The organism is Paenibacillus sp. Paensp38, from assembly GCF_059491915.1.
On sequence record NZ_CP168516.1, the window covers coordinates 5,455,960 to 5,478,790 of the forward strand.

Annotated in this window: 22 protein-coding genes; 19 read left to right on the plus strand and 3 right to left on the minus strand. The window is 47.4% G+C overall.

What is annotated here, in order from left to right:
• The first annotated feature begins 210 nt into the window (after positions 1 to 210).
• Both ACEN8J_RS24180 and ACEN8J_RS24185 read left to right on the plus strand, forming a co-directional pair.
• Positions 211 to 3,165: a glycoside hydrolase family 3 C-terminal domain-containing protein gene (locus tag ACEN8J_RS24180; RefSeq protein ID WP_495594074.1), complete on the plus strand. Its 2,955-nt coding sequence runs from the start codon at positions 211 to 213 to the stop codon at positions 3,163 to 3,165.
• A 66-nt stretch (positions 3,166 to 3,231) separates the two neighbouring features.
• The gene (locus ACEN8J_RS24185) at positions 3,232 to 3,705 is read left to right on the plus strand and encodes an Rrf2 family transcriptional regulator (RefSeq protein WP_029518611.1); all 474 of its coding nucleotides are present in this window, start codon (positions 3,232 to 3,234) and stop codon (positions 3,703 to 3,705) included.
• A gap of 66 nt (positions 3,706 to 3,771) precedes the next feature.
• On the opposite strand, the gene ACEN8J_RS24190 is transcribed toward ACEN8J_RS24185, so the two are convergent.
• Positions 3,772 to 4,863, minus strand: a complete 1,092-nt coding sequence (locus ACEN8J_RS24190) for a GGDEF domain-containing protein (protein ID WP_340933544.1) — start codon at positions 4,861 to 4,863, stop codon at positions 3,772 to 3,774.
• Between the two features lie 224 nt (positions 4,864 to 5,087).
• On the opposite strand from ACEN8J_RS24190, the gene ACEN8J_RS24195 reads away from it, so the two are divergent.
• Genes ACEN8J_RS24195 through ACEN8J_RS24210 form a run of 4 tightly spaced genes read left to right on the plus strand, consistent with a single transcriptional unit; the run spans position 5,088 to position 9,286 of the window.
• Positions 5,088 to 6,722 (plus strand): spore germination protein, encoded by a 1,635-nt coding sequence (locus ACEN8J_RS24195; RefSeq protein ID WP_209947724.1) that lies wholly within the window; start codon positions 5,088 to 5,090, stop codon positions 6,720 to 6,722.
• 43 nt (positions 6,723 to 6,765) lie between these two features.
• Positions 6,766 to 7,941 carry a Ger(x)C family spore germination protein gene (locus ACEN8J_RS24200; protein WP_029518608.1) on the plus strand — a complete coding sequence of 392 codons (1,176 nt, stop codon included), beginning with the start codon at positions 6,766 to 6,768 and terminating at the stop codon, positions 7,939 to 7,941.
• Positions 7,942 to 7,967: 26 nt separating this feature from the next.
• The gene (locus ACEN8J_RS24205; RefSeq protein ID WP_029518607.1) at positions 7,968 to 9,080 is read left to right on the plus strand and encodes a GerAB/ArcD/ProY family transporter; all 1,113 of its coding nucleotides are present in this window, start codon (positions 7,968 to 7,970) and stop codon (positions 9,078 to 9,080) included.
• The gene (locus tag ACEN8J_RS24210; protein WP_029518606.1) at positions 9,077 to 9,286 is read left to right on the plus strand and encodes a hypothetical protein; all 210 of its coding nucleotides are present in this window, start codon (positions 9,077 to 9,079) and stop codon (positions 9,284 to 9,286) included. The genes ACEN8J_RS24205 and ACEN8J_RS24210 overlap by 4 nt, the downstream gene beginning before the upstream one ends.
• On the opposite strand, the gene ACEN8J_RS24215 is transcribed toward ACEN8J_RS24210, so the two are convergent.
• Positions 9,274 to 9,567 carry a YczF family membrane protein gene (locus tag ACEN8J_RS24215; RefSeq protein ID WP_049817035.1) on the minus strand — a complete coding sequence of 98 codons (294 nt, stop codon included), beginning with the start codon at positions 9,565 to 9,567 and terminating at the stop codon, positions 9,274 to 9,276. The two genes, ACEN8J_RS24210 and ACEN8J_RS24215, sit on opposite strands and share 13 nt — an antisense overlap.
• 187 nt (positions 9,568 to 9,754) lie before the next feature.
• Between ACEN8J_RS24215 and ACEN8J_RS24220 the strand changes: the two genes are divergently transcribed.
• From ACEN8J_RS24220 to ACEN8J_RS24245, 6 genes are all read left to right on the plus strand, one after another.
• The gene (locus ACEN8J_RS24220; protein WP_023990809.1) at positions 9,755 to 10,150 is read left to right on the plus strand and encodes a Fur family transcriptional regulator; all 396 of its coding nucleotides are present in this window, start codon (positions 9,755 to 9,757) and stop codon (positions 10,148 to 10,150) included.
• Positions 10,126 to 10,965: a response regulator transcription factor gene (locus tag ACEN8J_RS24225; protein WP_025720336.1), complete on the plus strand. Its 840-nt coding sequence runs from the start codon at positions 10,126 to 10,128 to the stop codon at positions 10,963 to 10,965. The genes ACEN8J_RS24220 and ACEN8J_RS24225 overlap by 25 nt, the downstream gene beginning before the upstream one ends.
• A gap of 146 nt (positions 10,966 to 11,111) precedes the next feature.
• Positions 11,112 to 11,525: a BlaI/MecI/CopY family transcriptional regulator gene (locus ACEN8J_RS24230; RefSeq protein ID WP_013312429.1), complete on the plus strand. Its 414-nt coding sequence runs from the start codon at positions 11,112 to 11,114 to the stop codon at positions 11,523 to 11,525.
• Between the two features lie 2 nt (positions 11,526 to 11,527).
• Positions 11,528 to 12,388 (plus strand): M56 family metallopeptidase, encoded by an 861-nt coding sequence (locus ACEN8J_RS24235; protein ID WP_029518605.1) that lies wholly within the window; start codon positions 11,528 to 11,530, stop codon positions 12,386 to 12,388.
• A gap of 118 nt (positions 12,389 to 12,506) precedes the next feature.
• On the plus strand, positions 12,507 to 12,914 hold the full coding sequence (locus ACEN8J_RS24240; protein WP_029518604.1) for a DoxX family protein: 408 nt from the start codon (positions 12,507 to 12,509) through the stop codon (positions 12,912 to 12,914).
• Positions 12,915 to 13,067: 153 nt separating this feature from the next.
• Entirely contained in the window at positions 13,068 to 15,056 is a 1,989-nt protein-coding gene (locus ACEN8J_RS24245) for a methyl-accepting chemotaxis protein (protein WP_318627968.1), read from the plus strand.
• A gap of 95 nt (positions 15,057 to 15,151) precedes the next feature.
• Here ACEN8J_RS24245 and ACEN8J_RS24250 read toward each other — a convergent pair whose 3' ends face one another.
• Entirely contained in the window at positions 15,152 to 16,129 is a 978-nt protein-coding gene (locus tag ACEN8J_RS24250) for a DMT family transporter (protein ID WP_318627967.1), read from the minus strand.
• Positions 16,130 to 16,311: 182 nt separating this feature from the next.
• Here ACEN8J_RS24250 and ACEN8J_RS24255 point away from each other — a divergent pair, with 182 nt between their 5' ends.
• From ACEN8J_RS24255 to ACEN8J_RS24285, 7 genes are all read left to right on the plus strand, one after another.
• Entirely contained in the window at positions 16,312 to 17,169 is an 858-nt protein-coding gene (locus ACEN8J_RS24255; RefSeq protein WP_039271679.1) for a LysR family transcriptional regulator, read from the plus strand.
• Positions 17,170 to 17,238: 69 nt separating this feature from the next.
• Positions 17,239 to 17,952 carry a pirin family protein gene (locus ACEN8J_RS24260; RefSeq protein ID WP_069012100.1) on the plus strand — a complete coding sequence of 238 codons (714 nt, stop codon included), beginning with the start codon at positions 17,239 to 17,241 and terminating at the stop codon, positions 17,950 to 17,952.
• 14 nt (positions 17,953 to 17,966) lie between these two features.
• On the plus strand, positions 17,967 to 18,305 hold the full coding sequence (locus ACEN8J_RS24265; RefSeq protein WP_449291765.1) for a hypothetical protein: 339 nt from the start codon (positions 17,967 to 17,969) through the stop codon (positions 18,303 to 18,305).
• Positions 18,306 to 18,485: 180 nt separating this feature from the next.
• Positions 18,486 to 20,111: a spore germination protein gene (locus tag ACEN8J_RS24270; RefSeq protein WP_069012104.1), complete on the plus strand. Its 1,626-nt coding sequence runs from the start codon at positions 18,486 to 18,488 to the stop codon at positions 20,109 to 20,111.
• Positions 20,111 to 21,328, plus strand: coding sequence for a Ger(x)C family spore germination protein (locus ACEN8J_RS24275; RefSeq protein ID WP_069012107.1), 1,218 nt, complete (start codon positions 20,111 to 20,113; stop codon positions 21,326 to 21,328). The genes ACEN8J_RS24270 and ACEN8J_RS24275 overlap by 1 nt, the downstream gene beginning before the upstream one ends.
• A complete protein-coding gene (locus tag ACEN8J_RS24280) occupies positions 21,321 to 21,545 on the plus strand; it encodes a hypothetical protein (RefSeq protein WP_029518596.1) in 225 nt (74 codons plus the stop codon). Before ACEN8J_RS24275 ends, ACEN8J_RS24280 begins: the two co-directional genes overlap by 8 nt.
• A 42-nt stretch (positions 21,546 to 21,587) precedes the next feature.
• Entirely contained in the window at positions 21,588 to 22,742 is a 1,155-nt protein-coding gene (locus tag ACEN8J_RS24285; protein WP_069012109.1) for a GerAB/ArcD/ProY family transporter, read from the plus strand.
• Positions 22,743 to 22,831 lie beyond the last annotated feature (89 nt).

Below are 22,831 nucleotides of genomic sequence, written 5' to 3' on the forward strand. Positions count from 1 at the left end.
TCCTGATTATACCAAAAAATATTATTTTTAGCTTTGTATATTGAAGGTAAAATGCAACTTTTTTTGTCTTTATGCTGCGACTCTCTTTCATCCAGTATAGGATGTTTTCGGTATTGTTGCCGGGATACTCCTTTTTAGCTATGATATATAAAACGCTTTCATGTATGCCTTTTCATTATATTCTTAAAATGGGATAAGGAGATGACGGATATGAGTCATGAAACAACGGATATCGAATATTTATATCAAGATCCGAAGATTCATCTGGATGAGCGTGTACGGGATCTCGTGTCGCGACTAACCTTGGAGGAAAAGATCGAATCCATGTTGCAATACCAGCCGGCCATTGACCGATTGGGAGTCGCAGCTTACAAGCACGGTACGGAAGCGGCACACGGGATAGCATGGTTGGGTGAGGCGACTTCATTTCCTCAGCCAGTAGGATTGGCATGTACTTGGGATACGGAGTTAATGCGTCAAATCGGATCTGTTATCGCAGATGAGGCGCGTGTCTACTATCGTCGTGATCCTAAATTAAACGGTCTGACCCTGTGGGCACCTACGGTGGATATGGAGCGTGACCCAAGATGGGGACGCAATGAGGAAGCTTACGGCGAAGACCCATATTTGACGGGAGAACTGTCAAAGGAGTTAGTCAAGGGAATACAGGGAGATCATCCGGTATATTTGAAAGCGGTTGCCACTTTAAAACATTTTCTGGGTAACAATAATGAAGTGGATCGGGGAAGCGGCTCCTCCAGTATAGACCCACGGAACCTGCGAGAATATTACCTAAGAGCCTTTGAGAAGCCTTTTATGGAAGGCGGCGCCCAGTCGATGATGACTTCCTACAACCTAATTAATGGAACGCCTGCTACGTTATATCATGGGGTTAACGATATTGTCAGGGACGAATGGGGGATGGACGGCTTTGTCGTAAGTGATGCGGGTGATGTCATGGGGATTGTCAACGATCATCAGTATTACGATTCCCACACGCCAGGTGTGGCCGAATCTATTCGGGCGGGAATTGACAGCATTACAGATGATGCGGAGCTCTCCAAGCGGGCGATTCGAGAAGCTTTGGCACAAGGATCGCTGCAAGAAGAAGACTTGGATCGGGCATTGTTTCATACGTTCCGTGTCCGTTTTCGGTTGGGGGAATTTGATCCGGCTGCAGACAACCCCTATGCCTCGATCGGAGAGGAAGCTCTCATGACAGAGCAAGCCCGTGAATTGTCGTTGCGTGCGGCGAGGGAGCAGATCGTATTGCTTAAAAATGAGCATGAACTCTTGCCATTGGACCCTGCCCAGTGTGGCAAAGTAGCGGTCATTGGTACGCATGGCAATGAGGTGTACCGCGACTGGTATTCCGGTACGCTGCCCTACCGGGTTACACCGCTGGAGGCGATTCGTATCAAGCTGGAAGGTGAGGACGAGAAGGAACGCGTCGTGTACCTTGATGCCAAGGATCGCGTGACCTTGACGGCGGCGAATGACGGATCGAAGCTCGCAGTTGATTCTTCTGGTGAGATGCGCCTATCCCAGGATGGAGACCCAACGGTATTGACCATGACGGATTGGGGCTATGGCAGTGTGACGTTACATGATGAGCATCTGGGTACTTACGTGACGAGTGATGAAATAACGCTTCGTGTGACAGCTGATGAAGCGTATGGCTGGTATGTCAAAGAGGTCTTTGGGCTGACTCCTGTTGGACAAGGAGAGCATCTGTGGACGACATGGAATGGAAAACCAGTCATTGCCGGAACAGAGGGCTCATTAAAGGTAGGGGAGGCTGAAAAATCCGCACTTAACGCTGTAGAGTGTAACGCCTCAACAGCCTCGACAGTTTCAGGACAGAGCCATACAACATTCCAGGTAGAGACGGTGTCAGATGGTTTAGCGGAAGCGATAGCCGCTGCGCAAGCGGCAGATACAGCCATTGTATTTGTTGGAAATCACCCGCTCATCAATGGAAAGGAAGAGAATGATCGCCCAGGTTTGGAACTGGCAGCTTCCCAGCAACGGCTTATCGAGGAAGTGTATCGCGTCAATCCGAATACGATTGTGGTTCTGACGGGTAGCTATCCATTTGCCATCCCTTGGGTTCAGGAGCATATTCCAGCGATCGTATACACGTCTCATGCGGGACAAGAGCATGGTACGGCAATAGCGGATGTGTTATTTGGAGATTACGCGCCAGCGGGGCGTTTGAACATGACCTGGGTTCAGAGCGAGGATCAATTGGGCGACATCAAAGATTACGATATTATTCGCGGTGGTCGTACCTATCAATATTTTGAAGGTGTATCCTTGTATCCATTTGGCCATGGATTGACGTATTCGCCTTTTGAATATAGTGACCTGCGTACAGATGCCCTGAAGGATAGCGTAACATCTATTGCTGCACTGGATGCCATGGATACGCTCCAGGTGTGGGTAGAGGTGACGAATCGGGGCGTAGCTGCTGGTGAAGAGGTTGTGCAACTCTATGTACGGCCTGGTGCCTCACGAGTAAAGCGACCATTGAAGACATTGTGCGGTTTTCAACGTATTCGCTTAGAGGCAGGTGAGACGCGAACGGTTTCCTTTACGATTCGGATGAAGGATTGGGCGATCTGGGATGTTACGCGGGATTGCTATTGCGTTGAATCGGGTGAATATACACTGCTGGCTGGTGCTTCCTCAGCGGATATCCGATTGGAGCACCCTGTGTACGTTCGAGGCGAAGTCATTCCACCACGCCAAGCCGGACGAAGTATCCGCGCTGAAAACTTCGATGATTGCTCCGACATCGTACTAGATGAAAGCAAGGAGCAAAAGGAGGCCTGTGTACGTCCGCGCATACCTCAACGTTCTGGTTGGATTGCCTTTCATGGCGTAGACATGGATACTGTGAGTGTGACCGAGCTTCAGTGCCGCGTGTCGGGCAACAGCAGTGATGCCACAATTGAGCTGTGTTTGGATGCACCCGATAGTGAAGCCGTGGCACGTGTGAACGTGGGCAATACAGGAGGGGCGCAAGCATGGGTTACACTCTCCGAAGCGGTACATTCAGTCTCTGGCATACGTGATGTATATCTGTTGTTGAGCGGGGAAGTGCGGTTAGCTCATTTTATTTTGGGCGATCATGCTACAGAGGATTCCGGCTTTCAGGCTTGAACTTACTTCTGACATCACGTACAATGCATTCAACGAAGTTTCTACAGCTTAGGGGTGTCATCTCATTTGAATAGTGAAAAAAGACTACGCACCGCAACGCCCAGATGGCTTGGGGTGGCGGTAAAGGCGCTTGTCTATTTGGAAAAGCACGGAGAACTCTGTGCCAGCGGTTCTATTGCCCGTTCCATTGACTGCGAAGTCACTTTGGTGCGCAGGGTGCTGACGCGACTTGTACAGGCAGATTTGATTGCAGCACGCGAAGGTCGTGAGGGAGGCTATGTGCTTACCCGTTCGGCCGACCATATTACACTTGCCGATATATACCACGCCATTGAAATATGTGATCCAATTTTCCCGGGTATGATGCATGAACCGGAAACCAATCCTTTTTGTGAGGAGTTGGCGATAGCCGTATCCGAAATTTTAGCCGAGAGCGAACGACGTATGCTGGAAGTATGGGGGGCCCATACGCTGGCTTCGCTTGCCAAGCGTACATCACTCGTGGTGGGGAAATGCAATCATAATGAAGATTCAAAATGATAATAGCCGAACAACTCTCAAAAGAGGGTTGTATCGGCTATTTCTATGAAATGGTCATGCCTCAAATTATATTTCATATGAGCAAACCCGGTTACGTCCTGCATTTTTAGCTTCGTATAGTGCTTTATCTGCCTGCTCCAGCAGGGCTGCCCCGGACATATCTTCCCCGGTACCAGGAAAGGTCGTCACGCCGATGGACACCGTGACTTTAAGAACAAGATCGTCCGCTAAAATAAACTCGTGCTGATTTACTCCACTAAGAATCTGATTAGCTATGCGAAGTGCTTGCCGAAAAGCGCAATTCGGCAAGAGTACGGTGAATTCTTCTCCCCCGCTGCGGGTAACTACATCATTAGGACGACATTTTTCCATTAAAATCTGTCCAAGCTGGCGCAGCACTGCATCTCCTGCGGCATGTCCGTAGGTATCGTTGACTTCCTTGAAGTGATCAATATCCAACACCAGTACGGATAAATGCTCATGACGTTGGCGAGCTTGAGGGAGCTTCTCTTCCAATGAGAACTCAAGCTGCCTTCTGTTGCTTAAATTAGTGAGATGGTCTGTGTAGGAGGTATGCTCCAGACGAAGTAACAGCTCATTGGATGTGTTGATAGATTCAGCAATGAGGTACAGAAGACATCCGCCGACCATGGAAATGAAGAATTGGAGCGGATACACGTGCAGAACATCATCAAGATTTTTCAAATTAATCATAAGGGGACAGAATATAATGCCCAAAGCAAAAACGTTCATAATCATCAGCTTGGGTAAACGTGACCAGGATAGATGTGACAATAAAGCGCACCCCAGGCCAACGAGTATCATAAAAATAGCGCCTACGATGGCTTGATCGTTAATACCAAACAGCAATAATCTACCTATACATATAAACAGAGTAGCCGTGAGCGCTGCTGGGCCGCCGATGTAAGTGGCGGTAGCTACGATGGCCAGATGACGAAGATCGGCAATCGTATTAAATCCTACTGGAATTGAATAGTACATCATGACAATGCCGTAGCACCCAAAAAGGGCGCCTCCAATCCAATGCATCTTACGCTTCAAGGTGTGCAGACGGATTTTATATCTTTGTGATATGAGGCCGGTTATGTACAAAAAGGTGACAAGGATACAGGTATTTACAAAAAACGTACTGAACAAGATGTTAACCCTCCCGAGAGGCATATTTCTTCATTTTATCAAAAAAACTGACATTAAGCTTGCAAATGAAGAATTTATTGAAATTTATTACGCGGGTACGCTTATAACGTTTCGTTCACGTATTTGGTGCATAACTGGGAATAGATTGAGCATACTCCAAAGATACAAGAATAAGGAAAAATGGGCGGTATCTATTGCTGCCTTACTGGAGATGAGGTTTGCTCATGATTCGCTATCCCTATCGCAAACATAATAGAAAATCAGGTGTGGATAAGAAGAATGGAAATTCTCCGCGCTATTTAAAAATCGAAGCTTGTTTGGAAACCAACTTGCAGCAAATTAAGAAATTGACGTCAGATAGCCCAGACTTTCTGATGCGTCGCTTTAAGTTGGGGCTGAGGGCGGATGTTCCCGCCGCTATTGTGTTTCTGGATAGTATGGCTAAAACGGATACGGTGAATGAACTCATCATGAGATCCATGCTTAGCCGCCCATCTGCTGAAGTGGCTGCTGAGGCGGAGAATGCAGAAGCGCTGTACGTAAGAATACAGAGTCATGCGCTTGCACTGGGAGAAGTGAAGGACTGCGATGATTGGAGTTCCATGATGGAACAACTGTTAATGGGGGACACGATCATCTTATTGGAAGGCTGCGAAAAAGCGATTGCGTGCGGCACGCGTGGGGGAGAGACACGCGCAGTCAGCGAGCCAACAACACAGACAGTCGTCAGAGGACCGAAAGAGGGATTTGTAGAATCCCTATTCACGAATATTTCTCTGGTCCGGCGACGGATTAAAAGCTCCGATCTTACACTGGAGATGTTCCAAGTGGGAAGCACGTCTCTCACGAATGTGGCCATGCTGTACATGAAGAACATTGCAAATCCAGGCGTCGTAGATGAGGTTCGTAAACGGATAGAAAACATCAATATTGACGCTATATTTGAGTCCGGCATGGTTGAGGAGATGATACAAGAAAATCATTTCACACCATTCCCAACGATTTTTAACACGGAAAGACCCGACACCATCAGCAGCAATATTATGGAGGGCCGAGTGGCGCTCATCGTAGACGGGACTCCGTTTGTACTGGTGATGCCTACAGTATTTGCCCAATTTTTTCAGAGTTCTTCGGATTATGAAGAGCGTTACGATATGGCGACTGTTGTTCGGCTCATTAGATATATCAGCTTCATTATTCTTATTCTAGGGCCTTCTCTCTACATTGCCTTAACAACATACCATTATGAAATGATACCGACTCCACTACTGATCAGCATATTGGCTCAGCGGGAATCCGTTCCTTTTCCGGCATTTCTAGAGGCGTTTATTTTGGAGATTACCTTTGAGATTTTGCGTGAGGCGGGTATTCGAATGCCGCGTGCGGGTGGTCAAACGGTTTCCGTTATAGGAGCGCTTGTGTTGGGTCAAGCGGCCGTGGAAGCCGGAGTCGTCACCCCGCTGCTCACAATTGTAGTAGCCCTGACGGGAATAGCCAGTTTCGCAATCCCAGCCTATAACATGGCAGTGGCCGGGAGATTGTGCCGGTTTATTTTCATGATACTGTCAGCGTTTATGGGGCTATACGGCATTACATTGGGGTTGATTGCGCTGATTGCTCATATGAACAGTCTGAGTTCTTTCGGGGTGCCCTACATGGCGCCTTTCAGCCCTTTTGTGCTGGAGAGTCAAAAGGATGCCGTATTGCGACTCCCGTTCTGGATGATGAGGAAGCGTCCTAAAAGCATTACATCTAAGAACCAGAAAAGAATGAAGGATGGAAGCGGGATTTCCTCTTCTGATAAAACCACACCGATGCAGGAGGGGGGCAATCAGGGTGTATCAGCGGAAGAGGAATGAACAAAGTGCAGTAACTTTTAAGAGGAGAATAGGGGGGCTGTGTTTGGTTTTACTACTGTTCGCTCCCTTGTTATCCGGTTGCTGGGATTCTGTGGAGTTAAACCAGAGAGCAGTAGTAGCTGGGATAGGAATTGATTTGGTTGGGGAGTCGGATTATGAGGTTTCCCTACAGGTGATCGTAGCAGATGAAATCGCCGGAGCCAAAGCGAGAGGAGATACTCCAGTCGTTTTGTATCGGGAAAAGGGAAAAAATCTGTTTCAAGCGCTCCGCAGAGCCTCACAAAGGGTTCCGCGGATCATTTCTTTGGCGCATACCAAACTGATCGTTATTGGTGAAAAGCTGGCACGGGCTGGAATCGGCGATATGATGGATTCTCTGGAAAGGTCTACAGAAATCCGGCTGCCGGTGAAAATGCTGGTGGCACGCGGTAATACTGGGAAGGATGTACTGGCAATCATGACCGCAATCGGTCGTATTCCCGCCAATGATATTTCAGGAAAGCTGGAAACATCGGAGCGTTTGTATGCCGGGGATTACGCGGTGACTATCGACGATGTGATTCGCAGCATGTCTCATAAGGGTGGCGGTCCTGTGCTGACGGGCATAGGGGTCAATGGGAATTTAGAGCAGGCCTCAAGCAAGAACAATGTGGACAATATTTTACCGAAAGCTATTGTTCATATTAAGGGAATGGGGGTGTTCAAAAAGGATCGGCTTGTCCGCTGGTTGGATGATGATCAGGCCATTGGACTGTCTATGATCAACAACAAGGTGAAAGGTGCCCAAACAACACTGAGCTGCGGTAAGGATAGGGAAACCATTGGCATCGAAACCTTGTTCTCTTCAACCAAGATACACACACGGATGGAGCAAGGGGAGCCTGTTTTTGTGATTAACCTAAAACAGACCGGGGCGGTACAGGAAGCCGAGTGCTCGATTAACTTACAAAGTCCGGAGGCGATGAAAAGACTGCAGGAGAAATGGACAGAGGAGACGAAAAAAGTGATCACTTCAACAGTCAGAGAGGTTCAGCGTACCCGTAGCGATGTAATAGGCTTTGGCCTTGCGCTGGAGAGGAGCTATCCCAAACAATGGAAAAGACTCTCTTCCGAATGGAGCCGTAATTTTGCGGAAAGCACCGTCCGTATTCAAGTGACTTCTGTACTGAAACACACTCAGTCGCGGACTAACCCATACTCCAAGGGGGAATCAGACTAGTGAAAATAGAGCAAGGAGGGAAGGCCATGAAAAAAAAGACACGGATAGGTGCAAAAGAGATGATCTCTCTTATGGTGTTGTTTGAGATGGGCACATCCATGATGTCTATTCCCGGAAGGAATGCGGGCAAGGATGCGTGGATCGCCATCCTCATTTCCACGGTTTTGGGGGCAATGCTTTTTGTATGCTATGGCAGCCTTCACCGACGTTTTCCCGACTTGCTAATGACACAGTACTGCAGAACCCTTTTGGGCAAGAAAGCAGGGAGTGCGCTTGCTTTTTTATATATCGTGTTTTTTCTTTACGGCGGAGCACGGGATCTTCGGGACACGGGGATCCTGATTGCCGACCGGACGCTTCAGCATACGCCGTTGACAGTCATTTGTGCCTTAATGATTGGACTTGTCATGTATGTGGTGTATTTGGGAATCGAGGTTGCAGGCCGGACGGCCATTATCATGTTAATTTTGCTGCTACTGCTGGGCCTGGCTACGAATATATTAATTTTGTTGGCAGGCATTGTAGATGTCGGCAATATATTGCCCATAGCCGAGCATGGCTGGCAGCCGATATGGCAAGTTGTTTATTCGCAAGCCGTGATGCTACCGTACGGCGAGATGGTTACGTTTGCGATGATTCTCCCCACATTAAAAAAAGGCTATCGTGCCAATGGGGTAGGGGTCTCTGCTATATTGCTGGGAGGGCTGCTCCTGTCTATTGTTACACTGTCCAATGTGCTTGCACTGGGGGAAGATGTGTTCAAACGGGCGACTTACCCGCTGCTCTCGATGATCAGCAAGGTCGAAATATCTGATTTTATCGACAGAGTCGATGTCATCGGCGTTATGAGCGTTATTATCTTTGATTTTTTTAAAATTTTCATCTTCTATTATGCCGCGGTTAAAGCCGCAGAGGATGTATTGAGAGTGTCTTACCATAAACTGATCCTGCCATTTGGGATTATCATGTTAGTCTCTTGTGTATTGATGGCACTGAGCTATCAAGATCACCTTCAAACAGGCGAGTTAGTGCTGAAATGGCTGTTTCCGATATTTGCCGTGTTTTTTCCTATCTTGCTGCTAATCGTGTCGTGGCTGAGAAAGACCCGGAATAAAAAAGGAGAGGAAAATGTCTCATGAGTCATCGTCTTGCCGACAAAAAATACATCGGTACCGGTCAAATGCTCATTTTGATGTTCCATTTTATTCTGGGAGATGTGGTCATTATTAATATGGATAGTGAATATGAACGGAATACATGGATTGCCACTTTGAATTTGGACGACTGTCCCTCATCTATATTCATCCATTATTTGTTTGCGTTTTCCCTTGTTTATTCTTTCTGATGGCTCTGTTGCGGAGAATCAGAGGAAGAAGTAGGAACTTTGAGGAAACGTGACCATTGTGAGAACAGGAAGCGAAATGCGTTTCCTCTTGGCTTTTTGCCCACATTTATAAAGAACACTATAAGCATTCCTGCCAGGACGACATATTCTGATGGTCGCATAGTGAAAAAAGCCAATGAAATAGGCTCCCAAGGATGATGAACACCAGAAAGCCATTTTATCGATATACTTGTTCCGAGCATTAGCAGCATAAAGAGCGTGAATATCCACACTATCTTCATAAAATATCCCTCCGATTATAAATAAGCTAAGCATGTACTCCTGTATACATTGTGTTGCAAAGCCGTTCAATTTATCCGATACCATTGACTTGAAATAAATTAAGATTTATACTTATTCTAAATTGATCTTTAATATGATTGTAAGTTTGTAATTAATATAATCTGCGTTGGTTAAGGGAGATGCGGTATGAGAACTTTAAATTTAACTTCGCAGCGCCAAGCGGTATATGATGTGGTTCGTGAAGCTCACGATCATCCTACTGCGGCCGATGTTATGAATCGGTTGATGGAGCGCGGATATAATCTGGCCTATGGAACGGTATATAATTCACTGCGTTATTTGACGGATAAGGAATTAATCCGTGAATTGAAGCTGGGGGAAGCTGCGAGTCGCTATGACGGGCGGATGGACGATCATCAGCATATTATTTGTCAGGTATGCGGCCGAGTAGATGAAGTGATGAGTGAAGTCCCACATGATTGGATTGACACGGTTGCGCATGAAACGGGGTATAATATTGCCCATGCCCATGTCGTATTCGGAGGAGTGTGTAAGGAATGTCAAAGCAAGCGAATCAGATAACAAATCGTTTCAAAGTGGCTGACATGCCTAGACGGGTGAAGGGCAGTTGGACATCGATGTTAGCTGCTCCCTCTACACCTACGGTGCAGACCGTTCCTTCCAATGAGCCCTTGTATTGTCCAACTACACGTCGTATCATTCTGATCAGTTCGGTACCGGGTGTAGTTCACGGGTTGGTGCGTACGCTGTCAGATGCGTGTTTTGATGTGATGGTTTTCCATCGCTGGGAACCTGAAGTGCAGCGTCATCTGGGAAGCGATCTCTTGATTTACGATTTGACCGCTACCGAACCACAGAGTGAATTACTGGATATTCGCAATCGTCTTGAGGTAGAACACATGAAAGACACACCAGTTATGTACGTGGTTCAGGATCGGGTGTCTGTACATGCTCATGAGCTGCTTCCTTCAGAAGAGGTGCTGGTGTGGCCGCTGGCTTCCAATCATATGGTGCATGACATTGAACGGATGATTGTACGCCATCCTGCAACTTCCCGTCAGGCAGCGCAAGCCAGCCGTCGTACGGTGTTCAAGGACATCTGGATTGACCGAGATAAAATGCTGGTATATAAAGAAGAGAGTCAATTGAATCTGACTAAAACAGAATACGATTTGCTGCTGAAGCTGATTGATGCTCAAGGCAAAGTGATCTCCCGCGAGCAAATGATGCACGATATCTGGGAGACGGATTTTGTAGGCGGCAGCAACGTTGTAGATGTGCATGTCAAAAGTTTGCGCAAGAAGCTGGATGATCGGCCTGCAGAACCTGAATATATTGCAACCGTAAGAGGTGTAGGATACAGATTGGCAGATTGAACTGAAAGTTATGAATACCGATGAATTTCCGCCGGATGGAGACATTCGGCGGTTTGTATATGATTCCATGAAGAAACTGACATTAGGTGTGACGGTTGACTTTGTCAGGAGATATACACTACAATCGGTAGTGTGAGGTGCTTCTTATGAAACGACTGAATTTTAAAGCTGGCGAAACCGGGCTTAACCGATTTTTCGGACCTCTGGAAGCCAAAATTATGGATATTTTATGGTCCACTTCGGATCGGAGTATCAAAGAAGTGCAGACCGCGTTGGAGGGGGATCGGGACTTTAACTTCAATACGGTAATGACCGTGATGAACCGTTTAGTGGAAAAGGGAATACTGAGTAAGAGTATACGTGGGAGAACGTCTTTATATCGTCCAGTTTTAAGCAGGGAAGAATTCATGGATGAGCAATCCAAGGGACTGAGTCACGAATTGGTGGACGAATTTGGTCCGCTTGCTGTCAATCATATGATTGATGCTCTGGAGGTGGCCGATCCGAAGTTGATCGAACGTCTGGAACAAAAAATTAAACAATGGAAAAAGGATATGTAGCGATGTGGAAAACACGTTCTAAATTACTGTTTACAGCAGGCGCCTTGATTTCGGGTTTCGCCCTTATACAGATGGGTATGTACGCCGGACAGCATGTTTTCGGCTGGAAATTGAATTATAACGTGTTTCAAATTTGCAGAAGTTTGTTACAGCATTACGGAATCGGCTACATGGTGGATGCGCTCAGCGGGCTGGTTTTCGTTACCTTCGCTATCGCCGGAGGAGAAGCAGTCAGACAGTGTATGGCTACCAGGGCAGCTTTTCGCAGACTGCACCGAATGCGTGACCTGCCGCTGACCGAAGCACTGGGTGAGCGATATGGTGAACTCGGGACCGATCGGATATGGGTCATTGATTATGCCAAGCCAGCCGCCTTCACCATGGGATTATGGAAGCCACGTATTGTATTGTCCTCTGCACTATTGTCTGTACTGGACAAACACGAAGAAGAAGCTGTCATATACCATGAAGCCTATCATATGAAACATTATGATCCGTTGAAGACCTGGTTGCTGCAAGTATGTGCTAAACAGCTGTTTTACTTGCCGGTGCTACGTCACATTACCCATCATTATAAGACGGCCCGTGAAATTTTGGCTGATAACGAAGCGATTCATCGAGCGGGTTCACCAGTTGGGATTGGGAGCGCATTGCTCAAGCTTCTGAGTATGACGCCTGCCAATACTCGCCTGGTAAACTCCGCCGCTTGTTCCTCGTTTGCAGAAACGTCCATTAACTATCGTATCTCACGTATTTTAGACCCTCAGCAAGAACCTGTCATTCAAATGCCTTGGCGTTCGATTATGTTTTCCAGCTATGTGCTAGTGATGTTGACACTTATGTTTGCACTGGCGCTAATCTAAGTTTGGCAAGATGTTTCCTACAGGTGGCGCTTTTTGCGCTACCGATTCTCAATGTGTAGTACACTACAGTGTGTAGTTTATTGCAGAATTTTTATACAATTTAAAAGGAGATGAGCAAATGAATCAAACGCTTATGAATATTGGATTATTGTTGGTACGGATTTTTACAGGGGTTATTTTTATCGTTCACGGTGCACAAAAGTTTCAGGGACTAGACGGAACCTCCGGCTTCTTCCAAAGTATCGGACTCCCTGGCTGGATGGCTCCTGTGGTCGCTGCGGTTGAACTGGTTGGGGGTATTGCACTGGTTCTGGGAATCGGAACACGACTGGCTGGAGCGGCATTGACCATCGTTATGATCGGTGTATTGCTAACGGCTAAAAAAGGACAGCCTTTTGGCTCGATTGAATTTGATCTGCTGATTCTGTTCACCAGCCTTCAGCAAGCGCTTGTCGGTGGACGCTTTCTGGCAGTGGATCAGTTATTTGGCCGTAAAAAGGCTGAAAACATTAACGTACAGGTCTAAATGTTCATATAACCGCGTCCTTAGTCTTATAGGGCGCGTTTTTGTTTTTCCCCTTTGTGAAATTTCATTGTAAATCATTTGCTACTTTCAACCGATATAACTAACACGGAATGTAATTCAAATATATCGTTTTATGAGCAAAGGGGAAAAAACATGGGAACAACGCGAAAGAGAAAAACGATATGGACACTCAGGAACAAGCTAAGTTTAGGCTTTTTACTTGTTTTGCTGATTCCGAGCTTAAGTATTTCCATTGCGACCTATAAATCATCATATAATGCTATGGAAAAACAGCTCCACGGCAGTGCGAATCAGGGGGTAGCGACAGCTAACTCAATTATTGAATACGCAATCGCCAGTAAAATTAAAGATGCGAGTTATTTAGCGGAGCGTCTGGACGGCTCGATGATAGATGGTCGAAACAGCCCTTTGATTCAGCCGAAGCTGATCCAATACAAGGGTTTGCACGAAGATGCCACGGATATTTTTGTTGGTACACCGGAGGGGCTGATGATTCGGGGGGTGCCCAAGGAGGATGAAGGGACTTTTGATCCTCGCACACGCCCATGGTACATCGAAGCGATGAAGCAGCCCGGTAAGGTTGCAATTACGCCTGTTATCATTAATTCATCGGGTATTCCTGTTGTCGTAGTATCTCAGACGCTTTCCGACAAGTCCGGGGTTATCGGGATTTCTCTAAATCTGGAAAGTGTACGTAAACTGGCCTCCATCAAAGTGGGCCAGGAGGGGTATATCATTATTTTGGATCATACGAAGAAATTTGTAGTCCATCCTACGGCTAAACCGGGCTCATCTCCACAGGAGAAAGTGCTTGATACGTTGTATACTGCGCCGAGCGGGAACTTTAAATATATGCATGAAGGTCACGAAAAATATTTGACCTATGTAACGAATACGGATACTGGTTGGAAAATTGCGGGTACCTTCTATCAATCCGAGATTAGCGATGCCACGGCCGCCATGCGTTATGTAACCATTTTTGTGCTGGCTGGCTCATTGGTGATTGCGCTACTCGCGATTTTCCTGATCACCCGTTCTGTTCTGGTACCAATTCGTAAGCTGCAAAAATCAGCAGAACGAATCAGTGAAGGAGATTTGACGGGCGATTTGGAAACCGGAAAAACGGATGAGGTGGGCGAATTGTCTTCTCACTTCCAAACCATGGTCGACAGTTTGCGTACGATGATTCGAAGCGTACACGAAACGACAGATCGGGTAAGTTCTTCAGCGGAGGAGCTGGCTGCGGGTGCAGATCAGACAACCCAAGCGATTGAGCATGTCACCATTGCTATCCAGGAAGTAGCTGTGGGCAGCGAACGTCAGGTGCAGAGCGTTAAGCACGGTTCTGTAAATATGGAGGAGCTTGCTCAGCAAGCAGCGAACGTATCCGAGCGTATGGTGGGCGTATCTGAACATGTGAAGATGAACGCCGAGTCGGCTCAGGAAGGCAGTAAGGCTGCTACGCAGGCTGTACAGAAGATGCATGACATCGACGAGACCGTTAACGATCTCGGACAGGCCATGGACTCTCTCAATGAGCGTTCCGGTGAAATCGTGAATATTATCAGCGTTATATCCGGTATTGCCAAACAGACCAATCTGTTAGCTCTGAATGCGTCCATTGAGGCTGCACGCGCTGGGGATCATGGTAAGGGATTTGCCGTGGTCGCTACGGAGGTGCGTAAGCTGGCTGAGGAATCAGCAAAGTCGGCTACTTTGATCTCGGAGCGCATTGAAGCGATGCAGGTGGATATGAATCATGCTCTGGGCGCTATGCATCAAGCGCGGACACGGGTGACGGAAGGCATTGATTCGGTAACCACGTCTGAGCAATCCTTTGCGGAAATCAGCCAAGCCGTGGAACGAGCTATGGGGCATATCAATGACATTACGGGAGTGACTCAGGAAATGGCACGAGGGACTGTAGGTGTCGTAGATATTATGAGCGATATTGCCCACATTTCGGACGAGGCAGCGAGCAACACCGAGTCGATCTCAGCAGCAGCTGAGCAACAGCTTGCTTCTATTGAGGAAATTGCTTCATCTACAGCGGACCTGAGCCAAATGGCAGAGGAATTGCGCGAACTAGTTGGACGTTTTCAGGTTGAAGGAAAATCCTAAAATGATAAAAAGCGCCCGGATACAGGAGATTGTACTCTGTATCCAGGCGCTTTTTTAATGTTTTTAGCATAATTTTTGGTTTGCAGAGTTAGAAGTTAACGTTGGAAGGACTTGCGGCGGTCCAGACGGAAACGGACATCCCGTGAGTCGGAAGGACGCAGCGAACTTCTCTGAAACATATTGTTCAGAATCAGTGCGAAAATGACTAACACTGTCCCATATAGTTCAAAACGGCTAATGGCATAACCTTGGAAGTACATGAGTACCAGCGTGGTAATCGGTACAAAGTTAATAAATAGAATTCCGTTCAGTGGAGATAGCTTTCGGATTCCGGCATTCCAGCTAAGCAGGGCCGCTAACCCTGGAAGCAGGATCATAAAGCTCATTTCGTATTTAACTGACCACACAGCCTGCCAGTCCGGCACCACAATCCAGTTGAAAGCAGAGGCAAATGTGACGACTACGAAGGAGACGAGAGTTCCGAGCAGGCAGGTTAGGGTTGAATACCGAAGAGTAGACCATCCTGCAAAATGGCTGCCTCCCATGGAATATACGACCCATCCGACGACGCCTACGAAAATAAGCAGCAGCGGTAGCAAATGTTGTCCGGCAAGTGTGAAAAAGGTCCATTTTCCGTTCGTGATCACCAGTAAAGCCCCGGCCAGCGCAATCACCATGCTGATTAGTGTATATCTCGGAGGCATTTTACGGGTCATGACCCACACCATCGCAATAGAAATCATCGGCATTAGCACTTCCATTATAGAGGCAACCAGAGTGCCTGCTGCCCCCATCGCGTGCTGTCCCTGGAAAACGGCCATATTATAAATGGTGAATCCCATGGTCCCGAAGAATAACAACGTCTTGCCCTTGCCCTCAAAGCGAAATGCAGTCCTTCCCTCTTTGAGCCACAATAGTACGACTAAAATGAGTGTAACCGATAAATAGCGCAAAAATGAAAAGTACAGTGGATTGATGTGTTGTAATGCAATGTGCGAAACCGGAAACATCGCCCCCCAGGACATACTGGCGATTAGGCATAATAAAGATCCGGTCATGATTTGTCTGTTCATGGTGTGCAAAAGCTCCTCCTTGCCGGTCTCAGCGGACATATCTTATGGACAACATCATAAAGGATGGGAAGCTGTTGGTAAAATGATTGAAAATAAACATTATGATCATTTAAAATGATAATAAGTGACAAGGCGCGTCAATTTTGATGGCCCCTTACCCTTCACAATAAGGAGGAGCAGTAGTGGATCTGAACGATTTAAACATTTTCCAGACGGTGGCTGCGCATGGCAGTGTCAGCAAGGCCGCAGCCGAGCTTAGTTATGTCCAGTCCAATGTAACGGCCAGAATCAAGCTGCTCGAAAAGGAACTGCAAACACCTTTATTTAATAGACATAAGCGGGGAATGATCCTCAATGCCGAGGGCAAGCGTCTGCTGCAATATACGAAAAGCATTTTATCGCAATTTGAGGAAATGAAACATGCGTTTCAGAATACCTCTGCACCTTCGGGGGTACTGGAGATTGGCATTGTGGAGACTGTCATTGCCCTCCCGGCCATTTTACATGCTTACTATAGCAAGTACCCGGATGTCGAGTTGTCCCTCAAGGCTGGGGTTACAGAGTCTCTGGTGCAGGAGGTTGCAGAAATGCGGCTGGATGGAGCCTTTGTGACCGGGCCGGTCAAGCATCCGCTCATTGAACAGTTTGATGTATTTCAGGAAAAGCTGGTCCTTGTATCCCAAGGAGATGATTTTTCCGTTGAGGATCTCACGACTCGTCCGCTTCTCTTATATAAAAAAGGCTGCGGCTACCGGGGACGGCTGGAAACCTGGCTCAAAATGGAAGGAATTATTCCCAAACAGATTATGGAGTTTGGGACATTTGAGACGATTATCGGCAGTGTGGCGGCTGGTATTGGAATGACCGTATTTCCCGAATCTTCGATCAGCGGGCTGGTGTCTCAAGGCCTTGTGTGCGGTCATGCAATGCCTGAGCCGTACAATGAAGTAACAACGGTGTTTATCCGACGTAAGGAAGCCTTTGTTACCAGTACCTTGCAGTCTTTTATAGATGAGATTATCACTCAGACAGAGGCGTAGCTTTATCGCTTGGGCTCGGGTACAATGAGAGGGATTTGATCTCATTTTTCTTCCTGAAGGAGGGCTATTATGTTTACAATATATCCGGCGGCTTCCCGATTCAGCTTCGATAAGGGCTGGCTGCGGGGGAGTCACAGCTTTTCATTCGCGGAGTATCAGGATGAGAACAATACAGCGTTTGGTCCTATGCGTGTCTGTAATGACGATGTCATCACACCGGGACGGGGCTTTGGGGCGCATCCGCACAGTGATATGGAGATTGTTTCGATTGTGCTGTATGGGGAACTGCGTCATGAAGACAACCGTGGACATGTAGCAGTGACCCGTTTTGGAGGCATTCAGCGAATGTCAGCGGGCCACGGCATCATTCATACGGAGCACAACGCATCACAAACGGAGGATGTCAGTCTGCTGCAATTGTGGTTTAGCCCGCATACGAGAGGACTGAAACCGTCATATGAGGCCACAGCGTTCAATCCTGAGCGTCTGCACGGTCAGCTTCTGCCTGTCGTTGCCGGAAAACGTGTACCGGGCACAGAGGGTGAAATTGCTGCAATCAACCAGGATTTAACGATTTATTTAAGCAAGCTTCAGCCTGGAGAGCAAGTAGAATTCACACAGGCCGAGGGGCGACGCGTGTTCCTGTTCGTCATTGAAGGCTCACTGCGTGTGAACGGTGAACATATTCTGCAAGGGCGCGATTCAGCTCGTATTGAGCAGGAGCCAAAGCTAGCACTGGAAGCAGAGGAGTCTGCTTTTTATATGTTGATTGATTTGCCCTAAAAGGAGGTGCGCACATGGCGCAGCAGGAAACATGGCTGATCAAGCATGCCGTCACGGGACGTAGCTTTGCTGACAGCCGCAAGCAGGTTTTCGATTGCCGTTTGGAATCGGTGGACGGCGTGTTTCGCTTCACGCTTCAAGGGCTGCCGCGTGGGACGGCGGAGGCGATTGTGCGTTATAGCGGGGAGTTGAACGTATTTCGTTTTGTAACGCCGGTAGATGATGGACCCGTGGTGAAGCATTGGTATTACGTCACTCCGGAAAGCGTGGAATATCATGAGCAGACAGATGAGCTTACGTTCAAAGCTGGTTCTGAGATTGAATACCATCCCGAGGAGTATTGGGGAGATTAATCATTCCTTTATCATAAATCTTCAGATATATAATGGATTTTTCGAAGGCCCTGCATCATTGCAGGGTCTTTTTGTTATCCGTTCAACATGTTGAGTTCATTGGATACATAATCCTTTGCAGGCTGGTACATCCTATAGGTCATATTATCTGTTCGGCTCATTCGTAAAGGGGGAATAACGATGAAGAAAGGGCGCTTTCCCAAGTTGCCGAAGCTACCGTGGAGCCGGAGAGCGATTCCAGCCGCAGACCGCAAGACACGAAATTCCAATGTGCCTAAAGGACTGCCTGAGTCTTCGTGGCTGGAACAGCCGCTGCGTAGCAATGTGGAAGACAATTTGATTGCTTTGCGTGACATTTTCAAGGATTGCTCTGATATCGTCTACCGAGAGCTCATGATTTCCCCTGAACGCAAAGGGTTGTTGGCTTATTTTGAAGGTACGGTAAAATCAGAGGATTTGCAGGATCATATCCTGCGGCCTGTCATTCTGGGCATGATGCTCAAGGACCCTGAAGTGAACGGCAAATTGGAGCCGCTGGATGAAACTCGTATCTCGATGTCCCAGACCAAAACGATGGACGAATGGAAGATGGTAGCGGCAGCGATACTGGACGGCAATGCCGCCTTGTTCGTAGATGGTACGCCTCGTGCTTATATTTTTAGCGCCAAGGGTGGTGTCCGCCGTGGCGTAGAGGAACCCCAGACGGAAGCGGTTATTCGTGGGCCGCGTGAGGGCTTCACTGAGACCCTTCGCGTCAATACGGCACTGTTGCGTTTCAAGTTGAAGACCTCCAAGCTCAAGATGTACAGCATGACCATCGGAACAGAAACTCAAACGAGCGTCGTCCTTACCTATATTGAAGGGATCATAGATCCCAAACTGGTGGAGGATGTAAAAAAAAGGCTCAGCGATATTAATATTGATGGTGTTCTGGAGACTGGATATATTGAGGAACTGATTGAGGACCATCCCTTTTCTCCGTTTCCGCAAATGGAATATACTGAACGCCCGGATACCGTCACTGCCCAATTACTGGAAGGACGTTTTGCCATTTTTGTGGACGGAACGCCTTTTGCCCTGATTGGGCCGGTCACGATGTGGCAGATGATGCAAGCAAGCGAGGACTATTACGAACGTTTTTTCATCAGTAATATGGTGCGCTGGATTCGTTTTCTTTTTCTCATCATGGCTCTCTTTCTGCCAGCAATATATGTAGCGGTTACGACCTATCACCATGATATGCTGCCGACGACACTCATATTAAGTATTGCAGCGGCTCGTGAATCTATCCCTTTTCCAGCACTGGTGGAAGCGTTAATGATGGAAATTTCTTTTGAGGCATTACGTGAAGCAGGGATTCGTCTCCCCAAAACGGTCGGTCAGGCCGTTAGTATTCTTGGTGCGCTCGTAATTGGGCAGGCCGCAGTACAGGCAGGGATTGTATCGGCACCCATAGTCATTGTTGTGTCGCTCACAGGTATTGCTTCGTTTACCATTCCACGCTTTAACTTTGCCATCACAGTTCGCCTGCTACGATTTCCAATCATGCTGATGGCGGGTTTATTCGGATTGTTTGGGATCATTATTGCGACAACGCTGATTGCTACGCATCTAACCAAGCTAACATCGTTTGGTGTCCCTTACATGAGCGGATATAGCCCGTACAACCATACGGATCAAAAGGATATCGTCGTCCGTGCACCTTGGTGGAAAATGACTAAACGTCCTTCCTGGATTGGTAAAGACAACAACAAACGAGCGAAGGAAAAGATGAATGGAACGCCTACCACCGAGGAGGGATGGTGATGAAGCCCAAATCGAATACACAAAAAATACGTAAAGCGGCTGTGCTCTGTTGTCTGCTGCTTTGTTCTGTTCTTTTGGGAGGATGCTGGGATCGCCGTGAAGTGAACGATGTGGCCTTTGTGATGGGTACCGGGCTAGACAAGGAAGGCGATCAATACCGGGTAACGATGCAAATTGCTTTGCCTGGACAACTAGGATCTTCGGGCAGCACAGGAGGAGGGGGAGGTACAAGCGGTACGAAGTCCTACTATCTGGAGTCCAAAACAGGTCCAAGCTTTCGAGGAGCAAGTACCGAGGAACAGCGCGGGGTTTCGCGAACACTTAATTACTCCCATCGGCGGGTACTGCTGTTCGGCGAGACGCTGGCACGGGAAGGGATTAGCAAAATGATGGATGTCATTGCACGTATTCCGCAGAACCGTCTGTCTTCCCTGGTTGTTATCACGAAGGGGTCAGCGATGGAAGTGCTTCAGGCAGATGCTCCGATTGAGCAATATCCAGCGGAAATGGTGCGTGAGCTTAACTTTTCCTATATGAAAAAACCTCGTTCCGTTAAACTGCTGATGAATTCCGTCCTGCTGGAAGGCATTGACCCGGTGGTGCCAGTAATGTCTCTGGTGAAGAATGGGCCCGCTAGTCTTAAAGACAAGAAGACGAATATTCAGATCGATGGATTGGCAGTCTTTCGACAAGACAGGTTAACAGGGATTATTGATAACCATCTCAGTCGGTTTCTGCTGTTGGGTATGGAGCAAGCCAAGGAGACAGAGATATTTATCCCCCCTCCCAAGGGTAAAGGTTACATATCTGTGCATCTCATCGAAAATAGAGTCCATATCAAGCCCTTTATTCAGGGGAATGAGATTCGAATGACCGTTCATATGAACTGCAATGGGAATGTGAAGGAAAATGAGACGAATTTCGATATTTCCAACGAGGAAAATTTGAAGTGGCTGGAGCAGCAGACAGCCGAGGAAATCAAGAGGGAGCTGGGAGAGGCTGTCCACGTGATTCAGCAAAAGTATCGTTCAGACGTACTTGGTTTGGGCCGGGCTATTATTACGAGTCACCCGGATGAATGGAAACGGATTAAACCTCAATGGGAGCAACTATATCCCAAGGTGGAGATCACCATAAATCCGGTCGTGCATATTGAGAATATTGGTGCGGTCACCAAACCATTCGGGGTCAAAAAGGAGCAAATCCAGAATGAATAAAGTATTTCTGTTACCTTTGGTGCTGGCTATGCTCTTCATGTATCTGATTGACCGTAAAAATATTAACAATGCACCAGCCATCAATCGTTGGGTCTCTCGAGTATTGTATGTTATTAGCATTGGTATCTGGATTTACGGAACATCAACGAAGAGCACCGTTTATGTGGCTACATGGCTGACCCGTTTTATTGACATGTGGCTCCCCCCTACGTTGTAAATCGTGTATTGGATGCCTGCGGATAAAAGGAGGATGACCTGTATGAAACAGTTCACAACCAGACAAATCGTACTGCTGGGTGTATTGATGGAGGTCGGTATTACCCTTATACATGCTCCGGCGCAGGCAGCGGATCACGCGAATCAGCATGCCTACTGGACCTGTATAATTGCGGCTATCGTGCTATGCTTGCCGATCTGGGCGATGTTGAAACTCAAGCGTCGTTTTCCTGACCAGGATCTAATGCAGGCGATGGTGAGCTCTCATCCTGTGCTGGGACGTATGCTGCTTGCAGTCTACCTTATTTTATTCCTGATCATTTTTGCACGGGATTTGAGAATTATCACAGATTTAGTGGAGGTTGTGCTTTTGCCGCTGACTCCGATTGTGGTCACTTCTCTTATTGTGCTGTTAACTCTGGTATTTATGGCCAAAGGCGGAATAAGCACCATCGTGAATATGGCCGAGATTTTTTTGCCGATGTTGATTTTGACGCTGTTGACCATGCCGCTTTTTTTTGGGCGTAATATGGATTTTTCGATGCTTAGACCCTACTTACATCCAGAGGTAGAGGGAGTGATCAAGGGCAGCTGGCGCATGCTGGGATATATGGCCGATATCCTGATGGTTCCCTTTGTTATTTCTGGAAAGAGTTATAATGGACGTAGTGCGTGGTATGGGCATTTGCTCGGAACCGCTTTTCTGATCATGCTGGTGTTGCAGTCGGAGTTGGTTATTGGTGTTCCTATCTTGTCACGGCTGTTCTATCCATCGTATGAACTGGTGCGTCAATTGCAGCTAACGGACTTTCTGGATCGGTTCGACTTGTTCGTGGCAGCACTGACCGTACCAACCTTTCTTACGAAGATCGGAATTGATCTGTACGTTACCAGTTTGGCGGTAAAGCGTATGTTCTCCCATGCCTGGGGGAGTCTGATGGTTTGGCCCGTAGGTTTGTTAGGTTATGTCTGTTCGTTTATGCTGTTCTCCAACATCGTGCAAGTTTTTGATTTCAGCCGGGAGTGGACCGCGGTGATGATCATTTTTTTTGTACTTATGCCCTTGGTACTATGGATGTTGCTCCGACCCAAATCTAAAGGGAAAGGCGGAGATGATAAGGCATCTAACGGAGAGCGGGATAGCAGTAGTCAGCTAGAAAGCCGGCAGGGAGATAGAACAGGACACACCCACTTATAAGATTACTGTATTCATCGAAAAAGTAATTCTTATTTGTCTTTTACCCCTCTGATTGTATACTTGGTAGAAAGAAATACGACTTCTACTAG